This is a genomic window from Vibrio coralliilyticus (assembly GCF_024449095.1).
In the GTDB taxonomy this organism is placed as follows: domain Bacteria; phylum Pseudomonadota; class Gammaproteobacteria; order Enterobacterales; family Vibrionaceae; genus Vibrio; species Vibrio coralliilyticus_A.
Map to the genome: position 1 here is coordinate 1,226,999 of NZ_CP024627.1, position 20,758 is coordinate 1,247,756.

General features: G+C 45.1%; 17 protein-coding genes and 1 other annotated feature (1 of these 18 only partly in view). Of the genes, 8 read left to right on the forward strand and 9 right to left on the reverse strand.

The genetic code is table 11. From position 1 onward, the window contains the following. Positions 1–83, reverse strand: a sequence feature (Trp leader region) (it extends 20 nt beyond the left edge of the window). Beyond that, positions 30–155 carry a tryptophan operon leader peptide gene (gene trpL2 / locus CTT30_RS05590; RefSeq protein WP_239836618.1) on the reverse strand — a complete coding sequence of 42 codons (126 nt, stop codon included), beginning with the start codon at positions 153–155 and terminating at the stop codon, positions 30–32. (Overlaps the previous feature by 54 nt.) Positions 156–237: 82 nt before the next feature. Between trpL2 and rnm the strand changes: the two genes are divergently transcribed. The 5 genes from rnm (at position 238) to rluB (ending at position 6,058) form a co-directional block, all read left to right on the forward strand. Further along, positions 238–1,095 carry an RNase RNM gene (gene rnm, locus CTT30_RS05595; protein WP_239868413.1) on the forward strand — a complete coding sequence of 286 codons (858 nt, stop codon included), beginning with the start codon at positions 238–240 and terminating at the stop codon, positions 1,093–1,095. Between the two features lie 84 nt (positions 1,096–1,179). Then, positions 1,180–1,800: an L-threonylcarbamoyladenylate synthase gene (locus CTT30_RS05600; protein ID WP_239868416.1), complete on the forward strand. Its 621-nt coding sequence runs from the start codon at positions 1,180–1,182 to the stop codon at positions 1,798–1,800. A gap of 119 nt (positions 1,801–1,919) precedes the next feature. Continuing rightward, positions 1,920–2,570, forward strand: a complete 651-nt coding sequence (locus tag CTT30_RS05605; protein ID WP_252036279.1) for a cupredoxin domain-containing protein — start codon at positions 1,920–1,922, stop codon at positions 2,568–2,570. Next, positions 2,567–4,930 (forward strand): putative bifunctional diguanylate cyclase/phosphodiesterase, encoded by a 2,364-nt coding sequence (locus CTT30_RS05610; protein ID WP_252036280.1) that lies wholly within the window; start codon positions 2,567–2,569, stop codon positions 4,928–4,930. The genes CTT30_RS05605 and CTT30_RS05610 overlap by 4 nt, the downstream gene beginning before the upstream one ends. Positions 4,931–5,119: 189 nt before the next feature. Further along, positions 5,120–6,058, forward strand: coding sequence for a 23S rRNA pseudouridine(2605) synthase RluB (gene rluB, locus CTT30_RS05615; protein WP_239836613.1), 939 nt, complete (start codon positions 5,120–5,122; stop codon positions 6,056–6,058). Positions 6,059–6,112: 54 nt separating this feature from the next. Here the strand turns inward: rluB and CTT30_RS05620 are convergent, their stop codons facing one another. The 4 genes from CTT30_RS05620 to trxB all read right to left on the reverse strand — a co-directional run bounded on the left by CTT30_RS05620 (position 6,113) and on the right by trxB (position 11,669). Next, positions 6,113–6,913 carry a PhzF family protein gene (locus tag CTT30_RS05620; protein ID WP_252036281.1) on the reverse strand — a complete coding sequence of 267 codons (801 nt, stop codon included), beginning with the start codon at positions 6,911–6,913 and terminating at the stop codon, positions 6,113–6,115. A gap of 180 nt (positions 6,914–7,093) precedes the next feature. Next, positions 7,094–8,815 (reverse strand): heme ABC transporter ATP-binding protein/permease CydC, encoded by a 1,722-nt coding sequence (gene cydC, locus CTT30_RS05625; protein WP_252036283.1) that lies wholly within the window; start codon positions 8,813–8,815, stop codon positions 7,094–7,096. Next, positions 8,808–10,595: a heme ABC transporter permease/ATP-binding protein CydD gene (cydD, locus tag CTT30_RS05630; protein ID WP_252036285.1), complete on the reverse strand. Its 1,788-nt coding sequence runs from the start codon at positions 10,593–10,595 to the stop codon at positions 8,808–8,810. The genes cydC and cydD overlap by 8 nt, the downstream gene beginning before the upstream one ends. 111 nt (positions 10,596–10,706) lie before the next feature. Next, positions 10,707–11,669 (reverse strand): thioredoxin-disulfide reductase, encoded by a 963-nt coding sequence (gene trxB, locus CTT30_RS05635; RefSeq protein ID WP_252036287.1) that lies wholly within the window; start codon positions 11,667–11,669, stop codon positions 10,707–10,709. 400 nt (positions 11,670–12,069) lie between these two features. Between trxB and CTT30_RS05640 the strand changes: the two genes are divergently transcribed. The 3 genes from CTT30_RS05640 to CTT30_RS05650 all read left to right on the forward strand — a co-directional run bounded on the left by CTT30_RS05640 (position 12,070) and on the right by CTT30_RS05650 (position 16,848). Further along, the gene (locus CTT30_RS05640) at positions 12,070–12,726 is read left to right on the forward strand and encodes a 2OG-Fe dioxygenase family protein (RefSeq protein ID WP_239836902.1); all 657 of its coding nucleotides are present in this window, start codon (positions 12,070–12,072) and stop codon (positions 12,724–12,726) included. Then, a complete protein-coding gene (locus CTT30_RS05645; protein ID WP_252036288.1) occupies positions 12,710–13,945 on the forward strand; it encodes a cysteine desulfurase-like protein in 1,236 nt (411 codons plus the stop codon). Before CTT30_RS05640 ends, CTT30_RS05645 begins: the two co-directional genes overlap by 17 nt. Before the next feature lie 155 nt (positions 13,946–14,100). Beyond that, positions 14,101–16,848, forward strand: a complete 2,748-nt coding sequence (locus CTT30_RS05650; protein ID WP_252036289.1) for a M16 family metallopeptidase — start codon at positions 14,101–14,103, stop codon at positions 16,846–16,848. A gap of 72 nt (positions 16,849–16,920) precedes the next feature. Here CTT30_RS05650 and CTT30_RS05655 read toward each other — a convergent pair whose 3' ends face one another. From CTT30_RS05655 to CTT30_RS05670, 4 genes are all read right to left on the reverse strand, one after another. Next, complete coding sequence (locus CTT30_RS05655; RefSeq protein WP_252036290.1) at positions 16,921–17,745, reverse strand: DUF2797 domain-containing protein; 825 nt, start codon at positions 17,743–17,745, stop codon at positions 16,921–16,923. Between the two features lie 174 nt (positions 17,746–17,919). Continuing rightward, positions 17,920–18,657 (reverse strand): SanA/YdcF family protein, encoded by a 738-nt coding sequence (locus CTT30_RS05660; RefSeq protein WP_252036292.1) that lies wholly within the window; start codon positions 18,655–18,657, stop codon positions 17,920–17,922. Next, positions 18,657–18,986, reverse strand: a complete 330-nt coding sequence (locus CTT30_RS05665; RefSeq protein ID WP_239836604.1) for a DUF3392 domain-containing protein — start codon at positions 18,984–18,986, stop codon at positions 18,657–18,659. The genes CTT30_RS05660 and CTT30_RS05665 overlap by 1 nt, the downstream gene beginning before the upstream one ends. A gap of 44 nt (positions 18,987–19,030) precedes the next feature. Further along, positions 19,031–20,719 carry an NAD-dependent malic enzyme gene (locus CTT30_RS05670; protein WP_239868450.1) on the reverse strand — a complete coding sequence of 563 codons (1,689 nt, stop codon included), beginning with the start codon at positions 20,717–20,719 and terminating at the stop codon, positions 19,031–19,033. Between the last annotated feature and the right edge of the window lie 39 nt (positions 20,720–20,758).

A 20,758-nucleotide genomic window follows, 5' to 3' on the forward strand; every position in this document is an offset into this window, starting at 1 on the left:
AGCGGGCTTGGTAACATTAATCTGTTCAATTAAAAGTACACGTTAGCCCACCAAGAACTTGTCCAAGTGCGCCACCAAGCAAGGTTTGCAGAACTGTCACGTAGAGTGTCAGATGCAAGATTCGCTTTTTGGTTTTGGTTAAATTCTTGTAACATAGTGAGCCTTTATTCAGGTACTTCGTATTTATGTACTAGTTAACTAGTGCAGAGGTAAAAAGTCAACTAAAAAAACACATTTATGAGAATTGATTTACACAGCCACACAACCGCCTCTGACGGACGATTACCTGCCAACGAATTGATAGACAGAGCTCTCGGTTTCAACATTGATGTCCTCGCGATCACTGATCATGATACGGTCGATGGTTTAGAGCAAGCGCATCAGTACGTAGAAGCAAACCAGCTGCCAATTAAGATCATTAACGGTATCGAAATCTCAACGGTATGGCAGAACAAGGATATCCATATCGTTGGGTTGAATTTAGATCCGCAATCTGAGCAACTCGGCAAGCTCATCGAGCAGCAGAAAAAGCATCGAGAAGGTCGAGCAGAAATGATGGCGCATCGTTTGGCTAAGGCAACCAGAGAGGGCGTACTGGAAGAAGTTCAAGCTATTGCGGGGGATGCGCCCATCACCCGTGCTCATTTTGCTAAATGGTTGGTTGATAACGGTTACGCGAAAACCATGCAGCAGGTATTTAAAAAATATCTAACTCGCAATAACCCTGGTTACGTGCCGCCCAGTTGGTGTTCAATGGAAGAAGCGGTATCGGCTATTCATAGCGCAGGTGGGCAGGCCGTTCTAGCCCATCCGGGACGTTACAACTTAACCGCTAAGTGGATAAAACGACTGATTACAGCATTTGTTGAAGCGGGTGGTGATGCGATGGAGGTGGCTCAACCACAACAAGGTCAACAAGAAAGACGCAACTTGGCTAATTATGCTATACAATACAAACTATTAGCGTCTCAAGGCAGCGATTTCCATTATCCATCTCCTTGGATGGAGTTAGGCAGAAATCTATGGCTACCTGCAGGTGTTGAACCTGTATGGAAAGATTGGGGTATTGAGCCTTCGCAAGCTGATGGTCAATAATTGGACTGATTAGTTTATAAGATTGCTATTAAATCAATACGTTAAGATATATAGAGTCGAGAGACTCGATGATGAGGAATGACAATGAGCCAGTTTTTTTACGTTCACCCAGAAAACCCGCAGGCTCGCTTGATTAATCAGGCTGTAGCAATCATTCGTAATGGTGGCGTGGTTATTTACCCAACAGATTCAGGTTACGCACTGGGTTGCCAATTAGAAAATAAACAAGCATTAGAACGAATCTGTAAGATTCGCCGATTGGATGAGAAGCACAACTTCACGCTACTTTGTCGTGATTTGTCCGAATTGTCTTTGTATGCCCGTGTCGACAATACGGCATTTCGTTTACTAAAGAACAACACGCCTGGGCCGTACACTTTCATTTTCAAAGGCACCAAAGAAGTTCCTCGTCGCTTAATGAACTCGAAGCGTAAAACGATTGGTATCCGCGTCCCCGATAACCGCATCGCACTCGATCTTCTCGAAGCGCTCGGTGAGCCACTGATGTCGACGTCTCTTATTCTTCCGGGTAACGACATTACAGAGTCTGATCCAGAAGAGATTCGCGACCAACTGGAGCATGCTGTCGATTGTATTCTCAACGGTGGCTACCTTGGTGAGCAACCAACAACAGTGGTTGACTTCAGTGATGATGAACCTGTTATTGCTCGTTTAGGCTCTGGAGACCCTGCGCCTTTTAAGTAACAGCCAATTTTGCTGGCTCCTAAAGAGCATAAGACATTGATGCTTATGCTCTCTTTACCCGCAAAACTTCCCACTGACTGCTATGCTGATTGTTAAGTCTCACTAATCAGATATGCAATATGCGTCACTTGATCTTTGCTCTCTCCTTTTTCAGCCTTGTCTGCCTCGCTGCTCCGGTTGAAATTCGTGTTGTCCAAAATAATGGTAAACCTGTTAAAGATGCAGTGGTCTATGTCACGGCGTCCAATTTACCGAAGCAATCTTCCTCAGTAAAAGAAACTTTAGTGACTGAGATCTCGCAAGATAAGCGTGCATTTAAGCCTTATATCTCAGTAGTTAAAGTAAACCAGCCAGTGTTGTTTACCAATAAAGACAACATTTCTCACCATATATACTCAATTACTGGTCCACTGGATTTTTCTTTCGTTATTCGTTCCTCGGAAGCAGGGGTAGAGAAGTCCTTCCCCAGTGAAGGAGTCATAGCGATGGGGTGTAATATTCATGATTGGATGAGCGGCTATATTAAGGTTGTGGACACGCCGTATTTTACCATCACAGGTAAATCTGGAGTGGTAAGAATGACCTTACCGGATGAATTGGAAAATGTGAAAGTTATTGCATGGCACCCTCAGATGAATGAGGAACTGTATGCCCAGCTTAGTCAAGAGAAAGAGTTGACCTTGTCGCTGACGAAAAAGATGTCACCAATACCCAAACAGAAAAATACTCAGACGATTGATTTTTACAGATCTTACGGGTCATACAAATGAGTCAATTCAAAAGCATTCAGACACAAATTCTGCTTTCATTCCTGGCGGTATTAGTCACTGTACAGTGTGTTCTGTTTTACTCCATCGTTCAATCGAATGAAAAAGAGAGAGCTGAACGAGCCCAAATACACCTAAGTACAGCAAAGGTGGTGTTTGAAAATCAGTTTGAACAACGTACGCGGAATCTGACCGCATTTGCACAAACTGTGGCAAAAGACTTTGGCCTTAAACAGGCGCTGAGAGAGGATGAACGCAGCTTTTTGGTGGCGTTAAACAATCACCGTCAACGGATATCCGCTGATTTGGCGATCGGTCTTACTGCCGATGGTAATTTTATTGGCAAATTGGTTTATGACAGAAGCAGTAATCGGACACTTGCCGATACGGAAAACAATATGCTGACGATGGCTGAAACTGCTGCCCCAGATGAAGACCGCCCCATCCTTTATGATTATCAGGGCGCTGTGTTCCAATTAGTTTTGGTTCCAGTACAAAGTGGTGCAGAAACCGTTGCATGGATAGGTTTTGGCTTCGCTATCGATCAGATATTGGCCCAAAGGTTAGCACTGTTAACCGGTATGAATGTTGATATCGGCTATCAGGAAAGTGGTCAATGGTCACTGCTTGCTAGTAGTATTGAAGGTAAAGAGAGTGGTGTTTCTTCTAAGCCCCAGCAAACGGATGCCAATACTATAGCGACTGAGGTAGCGATTGGCTTTAAAGAAGAAAAAGACCTGATCGCTGCACTTTACCTCTCCAGATCGGATCTATTCGCCACACTTCAAAGCCGTTGGTTCCAAGTTGTGCTGATCGTATTGGGTACGTTTGGCTGTTCGGTGCTTGCTGCGTATTTCTTGTCAAAAAGCCTTGCGAAACCTTTGCAGGAGCTAGTGAAAAAGGCACAACAAATCGCTAAGGGTCAGGCAAGTAACGAGTTGGTGGTTAAACGCAAAGATGAGTTAGGTGTATTGGCTCATGAGTTCAATTTAATGAATCAGGCGGTTAATGATCGTGAAGCAGAGCTTAATTTCCGTGCCTATCACTCTGATTTGACACAAATGCCGAATAAGAAAAAGTTATTTGAAGATATTGCCCATTTGATTCAGAACCAATGCGATGGCTTTATGCTAATTCGATTTCGAGTCCTAGAGTTTGAAGAACTTAATTACAGCCTAGGTCTGGATACGGGGGAAGAATTGCAGGTGGCGGCTGCGAGTCGTTTGTTGACTTTGGATGAACAAGCTCAGTTTTACCAGCTTGACTCATCTGAATTTGCTTTACTAACGACCTGTAGCAAGCTTCAAAGTGATGAACAAAGTGTCGATGTAGTTTTGCAGTGTTTATCGGGAGTGTTTACTTTGCGACGTATTTCAGTGACGGTGCACACTGTTTCTGGTTATTGTCGTTATCCCAAACATGGTGAAACGGCGCGACAACTGCTTCATAATGCAGGGATTGCTTTACAACAGGCAATGAAAATAAAGCAACCCAGCTTAGAGTTTGCTTCTAGCATGGCGGAGAGTGCAATTAACCGAGTGCGTCTAATCCATGAATTGACAGAAGCTATTCGGAATGAGCAGTTGGTTCTTCACTTTCAACCCAAATTAAATCTACACACATCACGAATCGATAAAGTCGAAGCTCTTGTGCGCTGGGTACATCCAGAGCTGGGCATGATTCCTCCTGATGAGTTTATTGAAATTGCAGAAACAACAGGGCAAATCGATGCTCTAACGGACTGGGTGATAGGTAATGCATTGCGGCAGCTTCAAACTTGGAGAGAGGCGGGGTATGAGCTTGGCGTCGCGATCAATGTTTCAGCGGTTAACCTTAAACAGAAAGACTTTGATGTTAAAGTCGCTCGTTTCCTCTCTCAGTTTGGTTGCAGTGAAGCTGAGGTTACGATAGAGATCACCGAAAGCGCTCTTGCAGAGGATCCTGAGTATGCATTATCGCTACTGAGCAGAATGTCCCGACGAGGTCTGTCAATTTCGATTGATGACTACGGAACAGGTTACTCATCGTTATCTCAGCTCAAACATTTACCTGCTACAGAACTCAAAATTGATAAATCCTTCATCCTAAATGTCGCTGACGACCAGCAAGATCAGACGATTGCACAATCGACAATCAAACTGGCTAAAAGGTTTGGGTTGAAAACGGTCGCGGAAGGTGTGGAGGACCAGGCCTCTCTGGATTGGTTAATAAACAATGGCTGTGATTATGCGCAGGGCTATTTTATTAGTCGGCCGAAGCCTGCAGAACAGTTAACACCTTGGCTAGAGGTGTTAGAAGATCAGCGTTGGGGGGATATTGAACCAAAAGCTAAGGCGATAGGCTCTGTTCATTCTCGTCAATAAAGAGCTAGGTTAATGAGGTGTATAAAGGTTATAAAATCTTACGATTACTCTTATTATTGGCTATTGTTATTGCTGTCAAAATCGAAAATAAAGCATGCGTTTTTTCCAAGGATTTGCGATAATATGCGGCCGCGAATTTAGGTCGCAAAATAGAATCGACGTCTGAGAAGACGACACAAAGGTAGATGAATGAACGAAAAATTACAGAAAGTATTAGCGCGAGCAGGCCATGGCTCACGACGCGAGCTAGAAGCCTTAATTAAAGCGGGTCGTGTAAGTGTAAATGGTGTTGTGGCTAAGCTTGGTGAACGACTAGAAGACGAAAATGCCGTAGTACGTATTGACGGTCACACTGTTTCTGCGAAGGCGCAGGAAGAAGTTGTGTGCCGTGTGCTAGCTTACTACAAGCCGGAAGGTGAGCTGTGTACTCGTCATGATCCTGAAGGTCGTCGTACTGTATTTGACCGTCTACCAAAAATCCGTGGTTCGCGTTGGATCTCTGTTGGTCGCCTAGATGCGAATACATCAGGCTTGCTGTTATTTACTACCGATGGTGAGCTTGCTAACCGTCTCATGCATCCAAGTCGTCAGGTCGAGCGTGAGTACCTAGTGCGTGTATTTGGTGAAGTGGATGAGAAGAAAGTACGTAACCTCGTCAGTGGTGTTGAGCTGGAAGATGGTTTAGCGCGCTTTGAAGATGTTGTTTACGCAGGTGGTGATGGTATGAACCACACTTTCTACGTTGTGATCAACGAAGGCCGTAATCGCGAAGTACGCCGTTTGTGGGAATCTCAGGACTGTACGGTTAGCCGCCTGAAGCGTGTTCGTTACGGTGATATCTTCCTTGATAAGAAATTGCCTCGTGGCGGATGGATGGAGCTTGACCTCAAAGAGGTGAACTACTTGCGTGAATTGGTAGAGCTGCGTCCTGAAAAAGAGACCATGCTTGACGAAAACAAAGCCAATACGTCACGTAAGCGTGAGCGTTCTCGTAGCCAGAAAATTCGTCGCGCAGTTAAGCGTCATGAAGAACGAATGAACAACGGTGGTGGACGTAGTAACAATCCAGCTCGCCGTAAACCGCGCAAAGGTGCGGGTGAGCAAGGTGCTCGTAATAAGCAGCGTTAGCGCTAATCAATCTATTTCAAAAAGCAGCCGTGTGGCTGCTTTTTTGTACCCCAATCAGATAAATAGCGTGCCTTTTAGAGCGGTCACCGCGCTACCAGAAATCTTGACCCTCCCATTTCCCTCTCGTTTGATATCAAGATAACCGCCCCTTGAGGATGCTTGGTAGGCGGTGAATACAGACTTTTTGATTGTACCTGCCCAGAACTCTGCCAATGCACAGTGCGCTGAACCTGTCACTGGATCTTCATTCACACCGACCCAAGGCGCAAAGTAGCGAGAGATGATATCGCTATCGGATTGAGTTGATCGAGCGGTGACGATGATCCCTCGTCCCGGTTGTCTTACCAATGAAGAAAAATCCGGGCTTAGGTCATGCACTGCTTGTTCGTCGGTAAGCTCAAACAGTTCTTTGTCATCAAACTGACAGTAGGACATAACCTGTTGTTCAGATAACCCAAGTGCATTGAGTCTCTCTTCAGAGCAATGTGGGTTATACTTCAATTCAGGGGTAGGGAAGTCCAACTCATAAGTCGAAGTTAACACCTTGACATTCAGCAAACCGGAAAGGGTATTGAAGGTAATATTGTCACCAGTTCTAATCTTTCCTTGTTGTTTGAGAACATGGGCAACTGCGAGTGTCCCATGTCCGCACAGTTTGACTTCTACTGCAGGTGTGAACCAGCGTAATCGCATATCGTTTAAGGATAAAAACGCCGTTTCAGACACCGCCATTTCTGCAGCAATAGCAAACATTAATGATTCATCAAGTGGTTGATCTGTAATGCAGACTCCAGCTGGGTTTCCCTTGAAAGTTTCGCTTGTAAATGAGTCGACTTGATAGATATCCAATTCCATGCGTGTGTTCCGCTTTGATTAAGTATTCTACGCATACTAAGTTGCTTGATGTTTTCTCGCAACCAAGTGACTTTTAGATTGTATGCGAGCACTTATACCCAATTAATGTGTATGAAATTACGGAGTATGATGGATAACAAAGGAGACGTAAAAAAGGGCGATGTCTATCGCCCTTGTGGATCATAGTGTTTGATTAAGTGCGAAATATCGCCCTTGCTTTTCAAGTAGCGCTTGATGGCTACCATGCTCGACAATCTGGCCTTGCTCAATTAGGCAAATGGCATCCATTCTGTGGAGATCCACTAAGCGGTGAGTAATGAAAACAACCGTTTTGTTTTCAAAGTGCTGCTCGAACAGTTTCATGATCTGTCGTTCTGTTTGCTTATCCAAACCTTCGGTAGGCTCGTCAAGTAATAGGATAGGGCCATTGTGTAGTAAAGCACGCGCAATACCGATACGGCGCTTTTCCCCACCGGACAGTTGGCGACCACCTTCACCTAACCATGTATCTAAACCTTGCTCATCCAATAACTTGTTTAGGCCGACCTTAGATAACGTTTCAGCTAACTGTTCATCGTTAGCATCTGGAGAAGCCATCAATAAATTATCACGCAAAGTACCGTTTAATATATCAACTCGCTGGCTGACCACGCTGATGGCTTGGCGTAACTGGCTTTCACTCCAATGACGAATGGATTGGCCCGCAATTTTAATGTCGCCTTGCTGGGTGTCCCAGTAGCGGTTCAGTAGCTGCATTAATGTCGATTTACCAGAACCGGTTTGCCCCACCACTGCGATGCGATGCTTGGCAGGAATTTGCAGGCTAATGTCTTGCAGTGTATTTGAGTCGCCATCCGGATAACGGAAAGTGACATTCTCATACTCAATTGAATAGGTGTCGTCGTGCTCTGTATTTTGCTCTGGGAATTGAACATCAGGCTCGGACAAGATGATGTCGTTTAATCGCCGTGCTGAAGTCAGTGTTTGACCCAAATGTTGAAAAGCGCCAGCAATTGGCATTAGAAGCTCGACACTGGCCATTGTAGCGAATACCACTAAGGCAACCATAGGATCAGGCATATTACCGCCCACTCCATCTGCCGCAAGCCATAGCATCAGAACAATTGTCCAACCGTTAGCCAGCATCAGCAATGCTTGTGCTAAACCTGCAAAGTGAGCATTAAAATACTGATTCTTCAGTAAGCGTTCTTGCACATTTAAAATCGCATTACGGTAACGTTCTTCCGCTCCAAATAGGGTTAGCTCGCTGTAGCCTTGTAACCAATCCAATGTCGCGATACGCAGATCGGCTTTGTTCTGTGTCAGCTCTGCGCCATTGGTTTTACCTAATTTGTAGAACAACACTGGCCAGATGAGCAGTAAAGCCATAAGAATGGTGCCAAGCGTTAAGCCGAGCTCCATATCAAACCAGCAAATTAGTGCTGTTAAACCTAGGATGCCAAGTGTGCCGACGACCATAGGGCTGACAAGGCGAAGATAGACGTGGTCCATCGCGTCGATGTCGGCAACTAGGCGGTTGAGTAAGTCGGCATCACGCAGGTTTGATACTCGACCCGGAATTAATGGTGCGAGTTTGGAGAAGAAGAAAATACGCAGATCGGTCAGTAGCTTGAAGGTAGCGTTATGGCTAACAACGCGCTCACCCCATCGACCAGCGGTGCGTCCCATGGCAAAGCCGCGGACAAAAGCCCCTGGCAGCATGTAGTTGAAGGTTTCTCGGGCGATAGTTAACCCGGCCACTGCGGCTGCAGATAAGAACCAACCGGACAAAGTCAGTAAGCCAATAGAGGCAAATAGAGTCAGGAGGGCCAACAGCATTCCCAGAGATAGGCCGAACCAGTGCTTTTTATACAGTTTTAGATAGGGAACTAAATCACGCATCGAGATTCCCCTTATTGGCTTGGTTTAGAGTATTATTCGCCTGAAGCATATTTTGGAATAACCCCTCTTGGCTGGAGAGTTCGTTGTAGTGACCACTTTGAATAATCGCACCGTTTTCCATGACCAGAATCTGTGCAACGTTCTGTAAAGGGCTAAGCTGGTGGGTGACCATCAGCGTTGTTTTACCTTCGATCTGACCAGCTAAACCCTGCATGACTAAGCGCTCACTACGTGCATCCAAGCTAGCGGTTGGTTCATCCAGAAGCCAGAATTTTCCGTCCTGTACCATCGCTCTTGCGAGTGCTAATCGTTGAGCTTGCCCAACGGAAAGGCCGCCAGAGCGGTCGGATACGGCGTAATCGAGGCCGTGTTGCTCAACAAATTCTGCGGAGAAAGACTCTTGTAATGCAGTTTGAATAGCGTCATCCGATACGTTGTCCTTGCCCAACGTGATGTTGTCACGGATAGAGCCATGCAATAGCAACGGGTTTTGGCCAACCCAGCTGATTTTTTCTCGCCAGTTTTCGAGATTCAGCTCTGTTCTCTCAATGCCATTGATGATGAGTGATCCCTGATATGGGAGAAATCCGAGTATCGCATTGATTAAGCTGGTTTTGCCGGCGCCACTTGGGCCAACTAAAGCTGTCGTTTGAGCCGTCGAGAGTTCAAAACTCACAGGACCAAGCAATTTAATGCCTTCTGGTGAGAACACCTCTAAATCTTTTGCTTGGATGGAAATAGCGTCATTCGCGCTGAGCGTTTTGTCACCTGAACGAACGGCACTGACATCAGTATCAAGGAACTCAACAATGCTTTCAGCAGCTCCAACCGCTTGTTGCTTAGCGTGATAGAAAGTACCTAAATCACGCAGTGGTTGATAAAACTCAGGAGCCAGCACCAGAATAAACAGGCCGGCCATCAAGGTTACCCCTGCACCATAGTCGCCAAAGTTAAGTTCACCGATAAAGGCGAAACCGAAGTAAACGGCGGTCAGTGCAATGGAAATAGAGGTAAAAAATTCCAGAACGGCGGAAGACAGAAATGCAATTTTCAGGACATCCATTGTACGAGTTCGGAATACTTCAGAAGCCCCACGCATGACTTCCGTTTCTGCTTTGGTTCGGTCAAAAAGACGGATCGTTGTCATCGACTGTAAGCGGTCATAAAAGTGACCAGATAAACGCTGTAATGCTTTGAAGTTCTTGCGGTTGGCGTCGGCGGCTTTCATACCGACTAGGGCCATAAACATTGGCACTAATGGAGCAGTGAGCAGGAAGATAAGACCGGCTGCCCAGTTCACTGGGAAGACGACAATAAGTATCACGCAGGGAACAAGCACAGAGAGAGACATTTGAGGCAGATAACGCGCGAAGAAATCATGCATATCTTCTACTTGTTCAAGCAACAATGTTGCCCACGAACCAGCAGGTTTACCTTTGATATAAGCTGGGCCTAACTCTCTTAGCTTGTCGAGAATAAGCTGACGTATATAAACACGAATTTGCGCGCCGCAGCGATAACCTGCGATCTCTCGGCCCCATGAACACAGCGCTCGAACACCAATGACGGCGGCTAAGCCAATGAAATAAGGCACAAGTTGATATTTGTCGACCTGTTCTATGATCAATTGATGCAGAATGGTGGCGAGCAAGGCTGCTTGAGCTAACAAAAATACGCTTGAAAGTACGCCGAGGCCAACAGCAATCATCAGCCAGCGTTTTGCTAACTTACTTTGCTGCTTGAGCCATTTATTCAAGCTGCGCTGTTTCTTTTTGTCCATCGTGAAGGCTTAATGATAATTATTATGCGAGTTGAGGTTCGCGATTATACAAAAGAAAGCCTCGTGGGAATACCACGAGGCTTTAAGGATTTGAGTCAAAAATGAAAAATATTATTTACGGTCTGCTAGAGCATCCAGAAAACGTTCAGCATCAAGGGCTGCCATACAACCGGTTCCGGCTGAAGTGATTGCTTGGCGATAGTTGTGATCCATGACATCACCCGCAGCAAAGACGCCTGGGACGCTGGTTTGTGTCGCATTACCGTCAAGGCCAGATTGGACAAGAATATAGCCATCTTTCATCTCCAACTGACCTTCAAAAATGCCTGTATTGGGTTGATGGCCAATTGCGATGAAAGCACCCATCACTTCCAATTCTTCGATAGAGTCTGACTTGGTGTCTTTAATGCGAACGCCCGTCACACCCATGTCGTCGCCAGTGATTTCTTCCAAAGTGCGATCCGTATGGAGAATGATGTTGCCGCTTTCGACTTTGTCCATCAAGCGTTTAACCAAAATCTTTTCAGCACGGAAGCTGTCACGACGGTGAATCAGATGTACTTCTGAAGCAATGTTAGAGAGGTAAAGCGCTTCTTCAACAGCCGTGTTGCCGCCGCCAACCACCGCGACTTTTTGATTACGGTAGAAGAAACCATCACAGGTTGCACATGCTGATACGCCACGCCCTTTGAACGCTTCCTCGGATTCAAGGCCAAGGTACTTCGCTGAGGCACCAGTCGAGATAATCAAAGCATCACATGTATATTCACCACTGTCGCCTTTCAGACGAAAAGGGCGCTGGCTGAAGTCGACTTGGTTGATATGATCAAAAACGATCTCGGTTTCAAAATGCTCGGCATGTTCTTTCATACGTTCCATGAGAGCTGGCCCAGTCAAGCCTTCAGGATCACCCGGCCAGTTTTCAACTTCGGTTGTTGTCGTTAACTGACCACCTTGTTGCATACCAGTCACCAATACTGGGTTTAGATTTGCGCGCGCAGCGTATACTGCAGCAGTGTAGCCCGCAGGACCAGAACCAAGGATAAGTAACTTACTGTGTTTTACGTCGCTCATTTGTGCTCCATTAGCGGTGACGCTTATCAATTTCATTCGATTGTATGGAATAGTTTGGGGTATTGAAAGCGTTAGCAAGTCGTCGAAATGTAATAAATGGTTATAGATTAGAACGCAAACGATGACGCTTGTAACGACAAAAGAGCACCTTAACTAATTGAGCTGAAAGATTTATATCGCTGTTAACAGATAAGTCATCTGAATTTTTGACTCGTTAAACTCTCAAAATGGTTTATTTAACTGTAATTGCTTTTATTATTGGTGTTACATTCCAAATTATAATTTTTGTTGGTTTTAACTGCTGATATTTGTTGAACTTGCAATATAAATGCGCAAATAATAGTTGTGAACAAGATGTTAACCAAAGATTCCCATATGAACATTCATTAAGGAGATGATGATGTTACATAACCGCGAAACAACTTTGCAGCTCACTCAGTTAAGTGACTCTGCGTTTGCACAGTTGGCGCCGTCTTTTACCAAACTACCTAATACCGAGCATGCAGACGGTCAATACCGTTTGCGTCGTTACTCAGTCATCCAGTTTAAAGATGGTCAGGTTATTGATCTTCAGAAAAATGAGTTCATGCAAACCGATGATATCAACCGGTTTCAAGGCAATGTCGTGCGTCAATTTGAGCCTATTGAAGCGACGACCCTTCAAAGTGAAGGGATGCGCGAGATCTGTCAGCTGTTTGTCGATGCTAATAAGTTGATAGATGGTCAGGAAATTGAAATTCACCAAATGCGCATCTCTGCCATTTTTGATGAGACGCAGGTAGCTCCTGAAGGCGTGCATCAAGATGGCTTCGACCATATTGCACTTGTCGGAATGGGTCGCCATAACATCGAAGGTGGCGATGTGATGCTATACAGCAGTTTCAACGAAGCACCTTTTTTCCGCAAAGTGCTTCAAAACGGTGAAGTTGCCATGTTGGCCGACAATAAATTGTGGCATAACGCAACGCCAATTCGCTCTGTGATTGAGGGTGAAGAAGGGTATATGGACGTATTTGTACTAACCGCGAAGGAAGCCGTGAATGAACTTCACTCCTAACTTGGTACGCGCGCAGTTTCGCGCCTTACAGCAAAGTCACAATGACCTGCCGGTGATGTTTCTTGATGGCCCGGGTGGATCACAGGTGCCAAATAGTGTGCTAGAGGCGATGACCGCGTATCTGGGCTTTTTTAATTCGAATCTTGGTGGTCACTATTTTTCCAGTGCCCATACCACTGACTTGATGAAACAAGCGAGAGAATCTGCACAAGCGTTACTCAATGCAGAATCGAGCGATAACATCGTCTTTGGTGCCAACATGACCTCTTTGACGTTCCAGCTTAGCCGGGCAATTAGTCGCGGTTGGCGAGCAGGAGATGAAGTCATCGTTACCTCTCTCGATCACTACTCCAACGTGTCGAGTTGGCAGCAAGCGGCGGATGATAAGCAAGTGAAAGTCTATCAGGCTCGAGTGAATGAGCAAGATTGTTCACTAGACTTAGAGCATTTGCTATCGCTGATCACTCCTAAGACTAAACTTGTCGCGCTGACTTACGCATCTAATACCACAGGCTCAATTGTGGACGTGAAACGTGTAGTTGAAGCCGCACACAGTGTGGGAGCTATGGTATATGTCGATGCTGTACATTACGCTCCGCACCACTTGGTTGACGTACAACAGCTAGGTTGTGATTTCTTGGCTTGCTCTGCGTATAAATTCTTTGGCCCCCATGTTGGGATTGCATATATCGCGCCTAAGTGGTTACAGTCTTTACAGCCATACAAAGTCGAGCCTGCCACCAATACAGGTCCGGGTCGATTTGAGACGGGCACTCAGAACTTTGAAGGTCTTGCGGGGGTCATTGCCGCTGTCAAGTATCTGGCTCAATGGGGTAAGGATGGTGATGATCTTCGCCGCCGGTTAGTCGACTCTTTCCAACAGTTTAATCAACACGAGTCCGCGATCAGTGAACGTTTCCTTACACGTTTAGCAGAGCTAAAAGGAGTGAGGTTGTGGGGACGCAATGAAGCCAACAGTGAGTTGAGAACGCCAACTTTCGCACTGACTTTTGATGGCCATTCCCCTGAGGAGATTGCTCAGAAGCTGGGTCAGCGTAATATCTGTGTTTGGAACGGACATTTTTATGCGCTTGGCTTGGCCCGTCAGCTCGATCTTGAACAATCAGGTGGTGTGGTTCGAATTGGTTTTATGCACTACAACACATTAGAAGAAGTCGATGTATTGTTTGATGAGCTGAAACTTATCTTAGGACAATGAATAGCGAAAGACTTTTTCTGTGTTTAAGCTATAAATAAGGCCCTCATTGAGGGTCTTTTTTGATCGTGAAGGACTAATTCTTATTAAATAGACTATCGACATTGATGTATTAACAGTTATATTTCGGCTGAATATAAAACAGAAGCATATCGATTATGAAGAAAGTCTTAATTATGTTTGTCTTGCTGTTAGCCGGTTGTGCTCAGCAAAGTACGAATATACCTATTCAGCAAGATACTAACTGGACGTCAGGTCAGTTAGACAACGGGTTCAGATACCATATTTACCCAATTGATACAGAAGCAATATCTCTTCGGTTATTTGTCCATGTTGGCTCATTGGAAGAAACACCTGACCAACTCGGGTATGCCCACTTTGTCGAGCATATGGCATTTAATGGTAGTGAAAATTTTACGCCAAATGAAGTCATTGAACTGATGGAGAAGACGGGAGCAAGCGGTCACGATGTTAACGCTTATACTTCGTACGAGGAAACAGTCTACACACTAAGTTTACCGAACCAAGATGAACTCGACAAAGCAATACTTTGGCTAAGAGACGTTGCAAATCGTGTGACATTCGCCCCTGAGGAGGTTGAGCGCGAGAAAGGAGTCGTTCTGGCAGAATATCGCCGAGGGGTGCCTGAGCATTTGTCTTTCTACGACAAGGCGTATGAAAACAGCGTGAAAGGGACACCTTATGAGGGAAAGGACGCGATTGGTACACCAGAGACTATCCAAAGCGCAACTTCTCAATCACTGAAAGCGTTTTATGACACTTGGTATCAGCCACAATCCAGTGAATTAATCATTGTCGGAGATATTAAGCGTGAAGATGCGAAAGGGTTAATCCAAAAAATGTTTGCAGATTGGCAGCCAACGAATGACTTACCACCACCTGTTCGAGCAAAAGCTGCGATCAACAGAGGTGACTTTGTTACTCAAGTTAGTATTGATGAGCCATCGGTGGTAGGGATGACTTTCTATCTGGGGGAAAATTTGCTTCTCACAAGAAATGATCTTATCGAGTATTGGAAAGACAAAATTGTTGCTCGCTTGATATCACATCGATTAGATGCAGTATACACCGAACATGCTTTACCTTTACGCGGTTGGGATTCTAGTATTTATACGAGTGTGCAAGAGCGCGTATACGATGCGTCTATCTCATTCTCCCCTCAAGATCGAAATGCCGTTCAGCCTTTGTTTTTTGAAACTTTGGCGTCGCTCAGGGATCATGGTGTTAGCCAAGAAGAATTGAAGGTAGTTATGGCTGAATATAGAAGTCGTCGTGAACACGCGGACGATGAGTGGTTTCGGCGTGGAAGCGAAGACTTCGCTGAAGACAGAACAAGCCAATTGGCGGAGGGAGAACCTTCTCAGTCATTAGCCGATTACAAGCGCAGTCTCGATCAACTGCTGCGTTTAGCGGATATTGACTACATCAATCAACATGTACGAAATATGCTATCTTCTTCATATGATATGTTCGTCGGTACTGACCCCGTGGAATCGATTGAGCAAGTGAAGCAAAGTCTGCCTGAGTGGAAAAGCATGTATGGAATGCCTGGTGTGGCCAGTAATCACATAAGTACGGATATGAATGGATTGGTTGAAGTGGAGTCAGAAAAGCCTCTACCTAATGCCATAGAACAAAACAATGGAGAAGTGACTTGGTCCTTGGATAATGGTATTGACGTACTATTTGACCCCGATAACGACACTGATTTTGCTCATATTGTTTATATGTCTTCGGGTGGGAAAGCCGTTCTGGAGCGAGAGCTTGTACCAGCATCTCAATTACTCTTGGCAACCCTCATAAAGAGTGGTGTTGCTCAGTTTAATGGTACTCAGCTCAAAGCGTATATCCGCAAAAATGATATTGATGTTCAGAGTTACATTAATGGCACTGAACATGGTTTTGAAATCAGTGCTCCTAAAGACCAAGTTAATGAGGTACTCAAACTTCTTTATAACGTGATGGCATACCCTAAGTTTAGTGAACAGCAGATCGAAGTGTTAAAGCAGGAGTATGCGGATGAACTCATGTCTTATCTCAGATCTCCGCTCGGTCAATGGTATGACGCGATTGAAACGAATACCTTTGCTGCTCAAAGTGTGTATTTTCCTACTTATGCTCATGATTTTGAAAGCGTGACGGTCGATCAAGTGCAACAAGCTTATGACGAGCTATTTAGAAAGGCTCGCAATAGTAAGCTGGTGATTGTGGCTGGGGTTGAATCTTCGCAGATTGCTTATGGTGTGAAGAACTATATTTCGACAATTCCTCTGGAAGCTGCGAAGATGCCGCCTTATCAAGTGCGTTATAATGCTCGCCCCGATAGCAAAATTAACCTAGCGATCAATAATGAGCAAAATAGCCGTTACAGACTGCGCTCTATTAATCAATCCGCAAGGGCTCAAGATGCAAAACTTACGTTGGTAGATAAGGTTGTTCAGCGTATTTTAGCCAGACGTCTAGATGCTTACGTACGTGAAGAGCTGAGCTTAGATTATGCCCCCGACAGTTACTTTTCTACTGACAATAATGAGCCGGCAACGGATTGGACGATTGAAGCTCAAGTTGCAGCAGAAGATCTACCTAAGGTAGAACAAGCCATTGATAAGGTCATTCAGAATCTGATCACTTCTGTGAGCCAAGAGGAGCTAGCGATTGCGAAGGAGCAGTTGGATGTGTACCTTGAAGACACGATTAACTACCCCTCAGACGTTGCTTGGTTCCGTGCTTTAACTTTGGTGAATGATTTTGGTGAAGAAGCCTTCACTCAATCAAGAGAGGTAGCAAAAACGATTACGTTAGATGACGTGCGAGTTCGTGCTATAGAGTCATTTGGTCAAGGTGCAGAGCATTACAAATACATACTTAGCCCGCTAGACCAATAAGTCGCCTTGTTACAAAAAGCCCTTTCATCTTTAATGAAAGGGCTTTTTTAATAGGAGTTAATAAGCCAGGTGTTATACGCTGACTTCAACTTCGTAAGACGTGAACTTGCGGATATTAATCACACCAGTATCAAAAATCATATATTGACCTTTAATACCCTGTAAAGTGCCTGCCACTTCAGGGTTCTTATCAAAGTTATGCGATGTGATTTTTGTCGGGTGCTGCAAAACTGGGTAGCTGATGGACGTGATATCAGCGTTGAGTATCTCAATTGCATCATCACCGAACTGATGTTTTATCTCAGTGATTTTGTCCTCAACCAACGGCAATAGCTCTGTAAACTTCTCTTCAAGTGGCATTGGTTCGCCATCTTCTTTGAGCAAAGTCCGCCAATTGGTTTTATCTGCAATGTGTTTTGCTAACTCAATTTCAATCAGGCCTGAGATATGGCGAGTTTTCACTTTGAATATTGGAAGGCCTTGTGTGGCTCCTTGATCAATCCAACGTGTCGGGATCTGTGTATGGCGAGTAATTCCGACTTTGAGGCTTGATGTATTCGAAAGATAGACGAAATGGTCAACCATGCAGTTATCTTCGCCCCATTGCGGCTCGCGACATGTGCCTTGATCATAGTGACACGTTTCCGGTTTCATAATGCACATATCGCAGCTCGCGAGCTTTTTCATGCACACGAAACAGTGGCCCTGTGAGTAGCTTTTTTTGGTTTTCTTACCACAAGAGCAACAAAAGATGTTACCGGTATGGTTTAGAGTTATTTTCTGGCCTATGAAAGGCTGAAGGTCGACGAGTTCATCACCGACTGGAAGATGATAGTGTACTTCACCATCTAACGAAGCACGCATCTTACTTAGCGTACCTTTTGCGATTAAAGACATGACATTACTCATTTTATATTGACAGCTCTTATATGGGTAAATGTTGTATTTGAGCTGTTTAACTCAGCGGTTAGTGTAGCAGAGAATCGTTATCGACCATATTGCTACTTGGCTGATGTGGCTTTATGAAGATAAACGATGTAGCTGGGGGTGAAGTCAGCCCGTTTCGATAGGCTATTCGGTGTCTTCAACTACGCTATCTTCAATATTTAGTGGCTCTGCTTCGTTGGGGTGAATTGGTTCTTTTGGCCCCAAGAATTTGGGCTTGGCTCGTGTGATGTAAAGATCCAATACGGCTTTGGCTCTGGCAAACACTTCTCGTAATCGGATTTGATAACCAGAATGTGACGAAGGGCCGGGAACCGCAAAACATTTGGCATTGATATTATGGAAGTTGGCAATAAATAGCGCTCGCTCGCAATGAAACTTCTGAGTGATGATCAAAAAATTATCGGTATCAAAAATTTCCTTTGCTCGAACCACAGAGTCAAGAGTGCGAAAGCCTGCGTAATCTAGGTATATATGATTCTCAGGCACTTCCGCTTTGAGCAAATCACGCTTCATTGTCCAAGGTTCATTATAAGACCGGTGGGCATTGTCGCCGCTTAACAGGAAGTTATCGACTTTCTCACTTTGGTATAGCTCGATCGCTGCACTAATGCGATTGGTATAGTAATCGTTAAGGATTTTTCCAAGATACTTACTGGTGCCCAAGACGACGGCGACATCAAAATTACCGACTTGCTCTGAACTAGTATAGAGCTGATCTTTGGTCTGATAGGAGACCCAACGGTCTATCAAAAAGAGAGAGATAGCCGCGCAGATCAGCAAGAGAGGGATACAGCGAAGCCCCTTTAGCGCGTAGGCTAAATAATGATCAGAGGGTTTTGGTCTGTGAAAGAGTCTTCGCACTAAATTTGTCGATTCCGTTGTGCCCATGAACCAATTAATATAAAGCTGACAATAACAATAGAAAACATGATGCCAGCGTCCATATCACGTAATGTCCGAGCGAGGTAAGGGGTGGCTTTAACAATGATTAAGCCGTAACCAAAGGCGTTAATCAAGACAAATACGACGGTTCTGAGTACAAAGTTGTGGTTTCGCAGCGTTCTTCTGAGCAAAGTGTTGACTTCGCCACCAGCCATCACAAGAAAACAAGCGATCAGCGCTGTTGAAATTTCAGTTAGATAAGGTAAGAGATATTTTCCCGCAGGGGAAAGGAATTCAAAAATCATCATAAACAAAAAAGCCCCTATTAGTAGGGGCTGAGTCAATATAGTAATTAGAATGAAGTACGCTTGTAACGACGGTAAACCGGTTGCCAGAAGTGATTTTCAATCGCTTCTTCTAGTGCCTCGTCAGTAATTTCAAGCGCTACGCCCTGTGCAATCGCTTTCTTTGCTACTGCGAAAGCAATCTTCTTCGACACTGAGTGGATAGCTTCGAGAGGAGGCAGCAGCGCACCCTGACCATTAATCGCCAGCGGAGAACACGTAGCGAGAGCACGGCTGGATTCCATGAGCATTTCGTCAGTAACACGTTTTGCTTGTACAGCAAGTACGCCTAAGCCGATACCCGGGAAGATGTAGCTGTTATTACATTGTGCAATTGGGTAAGTTTTACCATCGTGTACGACTGGGTCAAATGGGCTGCCAGTGGCAACGAGAGCCTCACCGTTAGTCCAGCGAATAATGTCATGAGGCGTTGCTTCAACTCGACTGGTTGGGTTTGACAGAGGGAATACAATTGGGCGAGAACAGTGTTTGTGCATCTCTTTGATCACTTCTTCACTGAACAAACCTGGAGCACCAGAAACGCCAATCAGAACGGTAGGCTTGGCATTGCGCATAACGTCGAGTAGTGAGTAGCCATTGCCTTCCGCTTCCCAGTCGCCGGTGTTACTGTGCTTTTGTACCAGACGCTGTTGGAAATCAAGTAGGTTTGGCATTCCTTCCTGTAGTAGGCCCCAACGATCTACCATGTAAACTTGTGAACGTGCTTGCTCGTCAGAAATCCCTTCCGATACCATTTGAGCGATGATAGCTTCTGCAATACCACAGCCCGCAGAGCCTGCACCAAGGAACGTCACGCGCTGTTCAGAAAGCTGCGTGCCCGCTGCCTGACAAGCTGCCAGTAGAGAGCCAACAGTGACAGCAGCCGTACCTTGAATATCATCATTGAAACAACAGATGCGATCTTTGTAACGTTCAAGCAAAGGCATTGCATTTTTCTGTGCGAAATCTTCAAATTGAATCAACGCATCTGGCCAGCGACGCTGCACCGCTTGAATAAACTCTTCGACGAATGCATCGTATTCAGAGCCAGTAATACGTGGATGACGCCAGCCCATATACATTGGGTCAGCAAGACGCTGAGGGTTATTCGTACCAACATCCAGTACAATAGGTAGTGTGTAAGCTGGGCTGATACCACCACAGGCGGTGTACAGTGCAAGTTTACCGATAGGGATACCCATACCACCGATGCCCTGATCACCTAAGCCAAGAATACGCTCACCATCGGTAACAACAATCACTTTTACGTTATGGTTTGAGGCGTTGTTAAGAAGATCATCAATGCGGTCACGGTTTGCATAAGAGACGAATAGACCACGACCACGACGATAGATATTTGAAAAGTTCTCACAGGCCGCACCTACCGTTGGTGTATAGATGATCGGCATCATTTCTGAAACGTGGTTCTGCACTAAGCGGTAGAATAAAGTTTCGTTGGTATCCTGAATGTTACGTAGGTAGATGTGTTTATCCATATCGCTTTCAAAGTTGCGATACTGTTGGTAAGCACGTTCCACTTGTTCCTGAATGGTTTCAGTTGTTTCTGGTAACAAACCTTCGAGATTGAAAGAAGCTCTTTCTTCTGCTGAGAATGCGCTGCCTTTATTGAGAAGAGGCGTACTAAGAAGCGCTGGACCAGCGAAAGGGATATATAAAGGGCGTTTATCGTTATTCATCACTTGCCTTGTCGTAGGGTCTTAAGGAACGGGAACCAG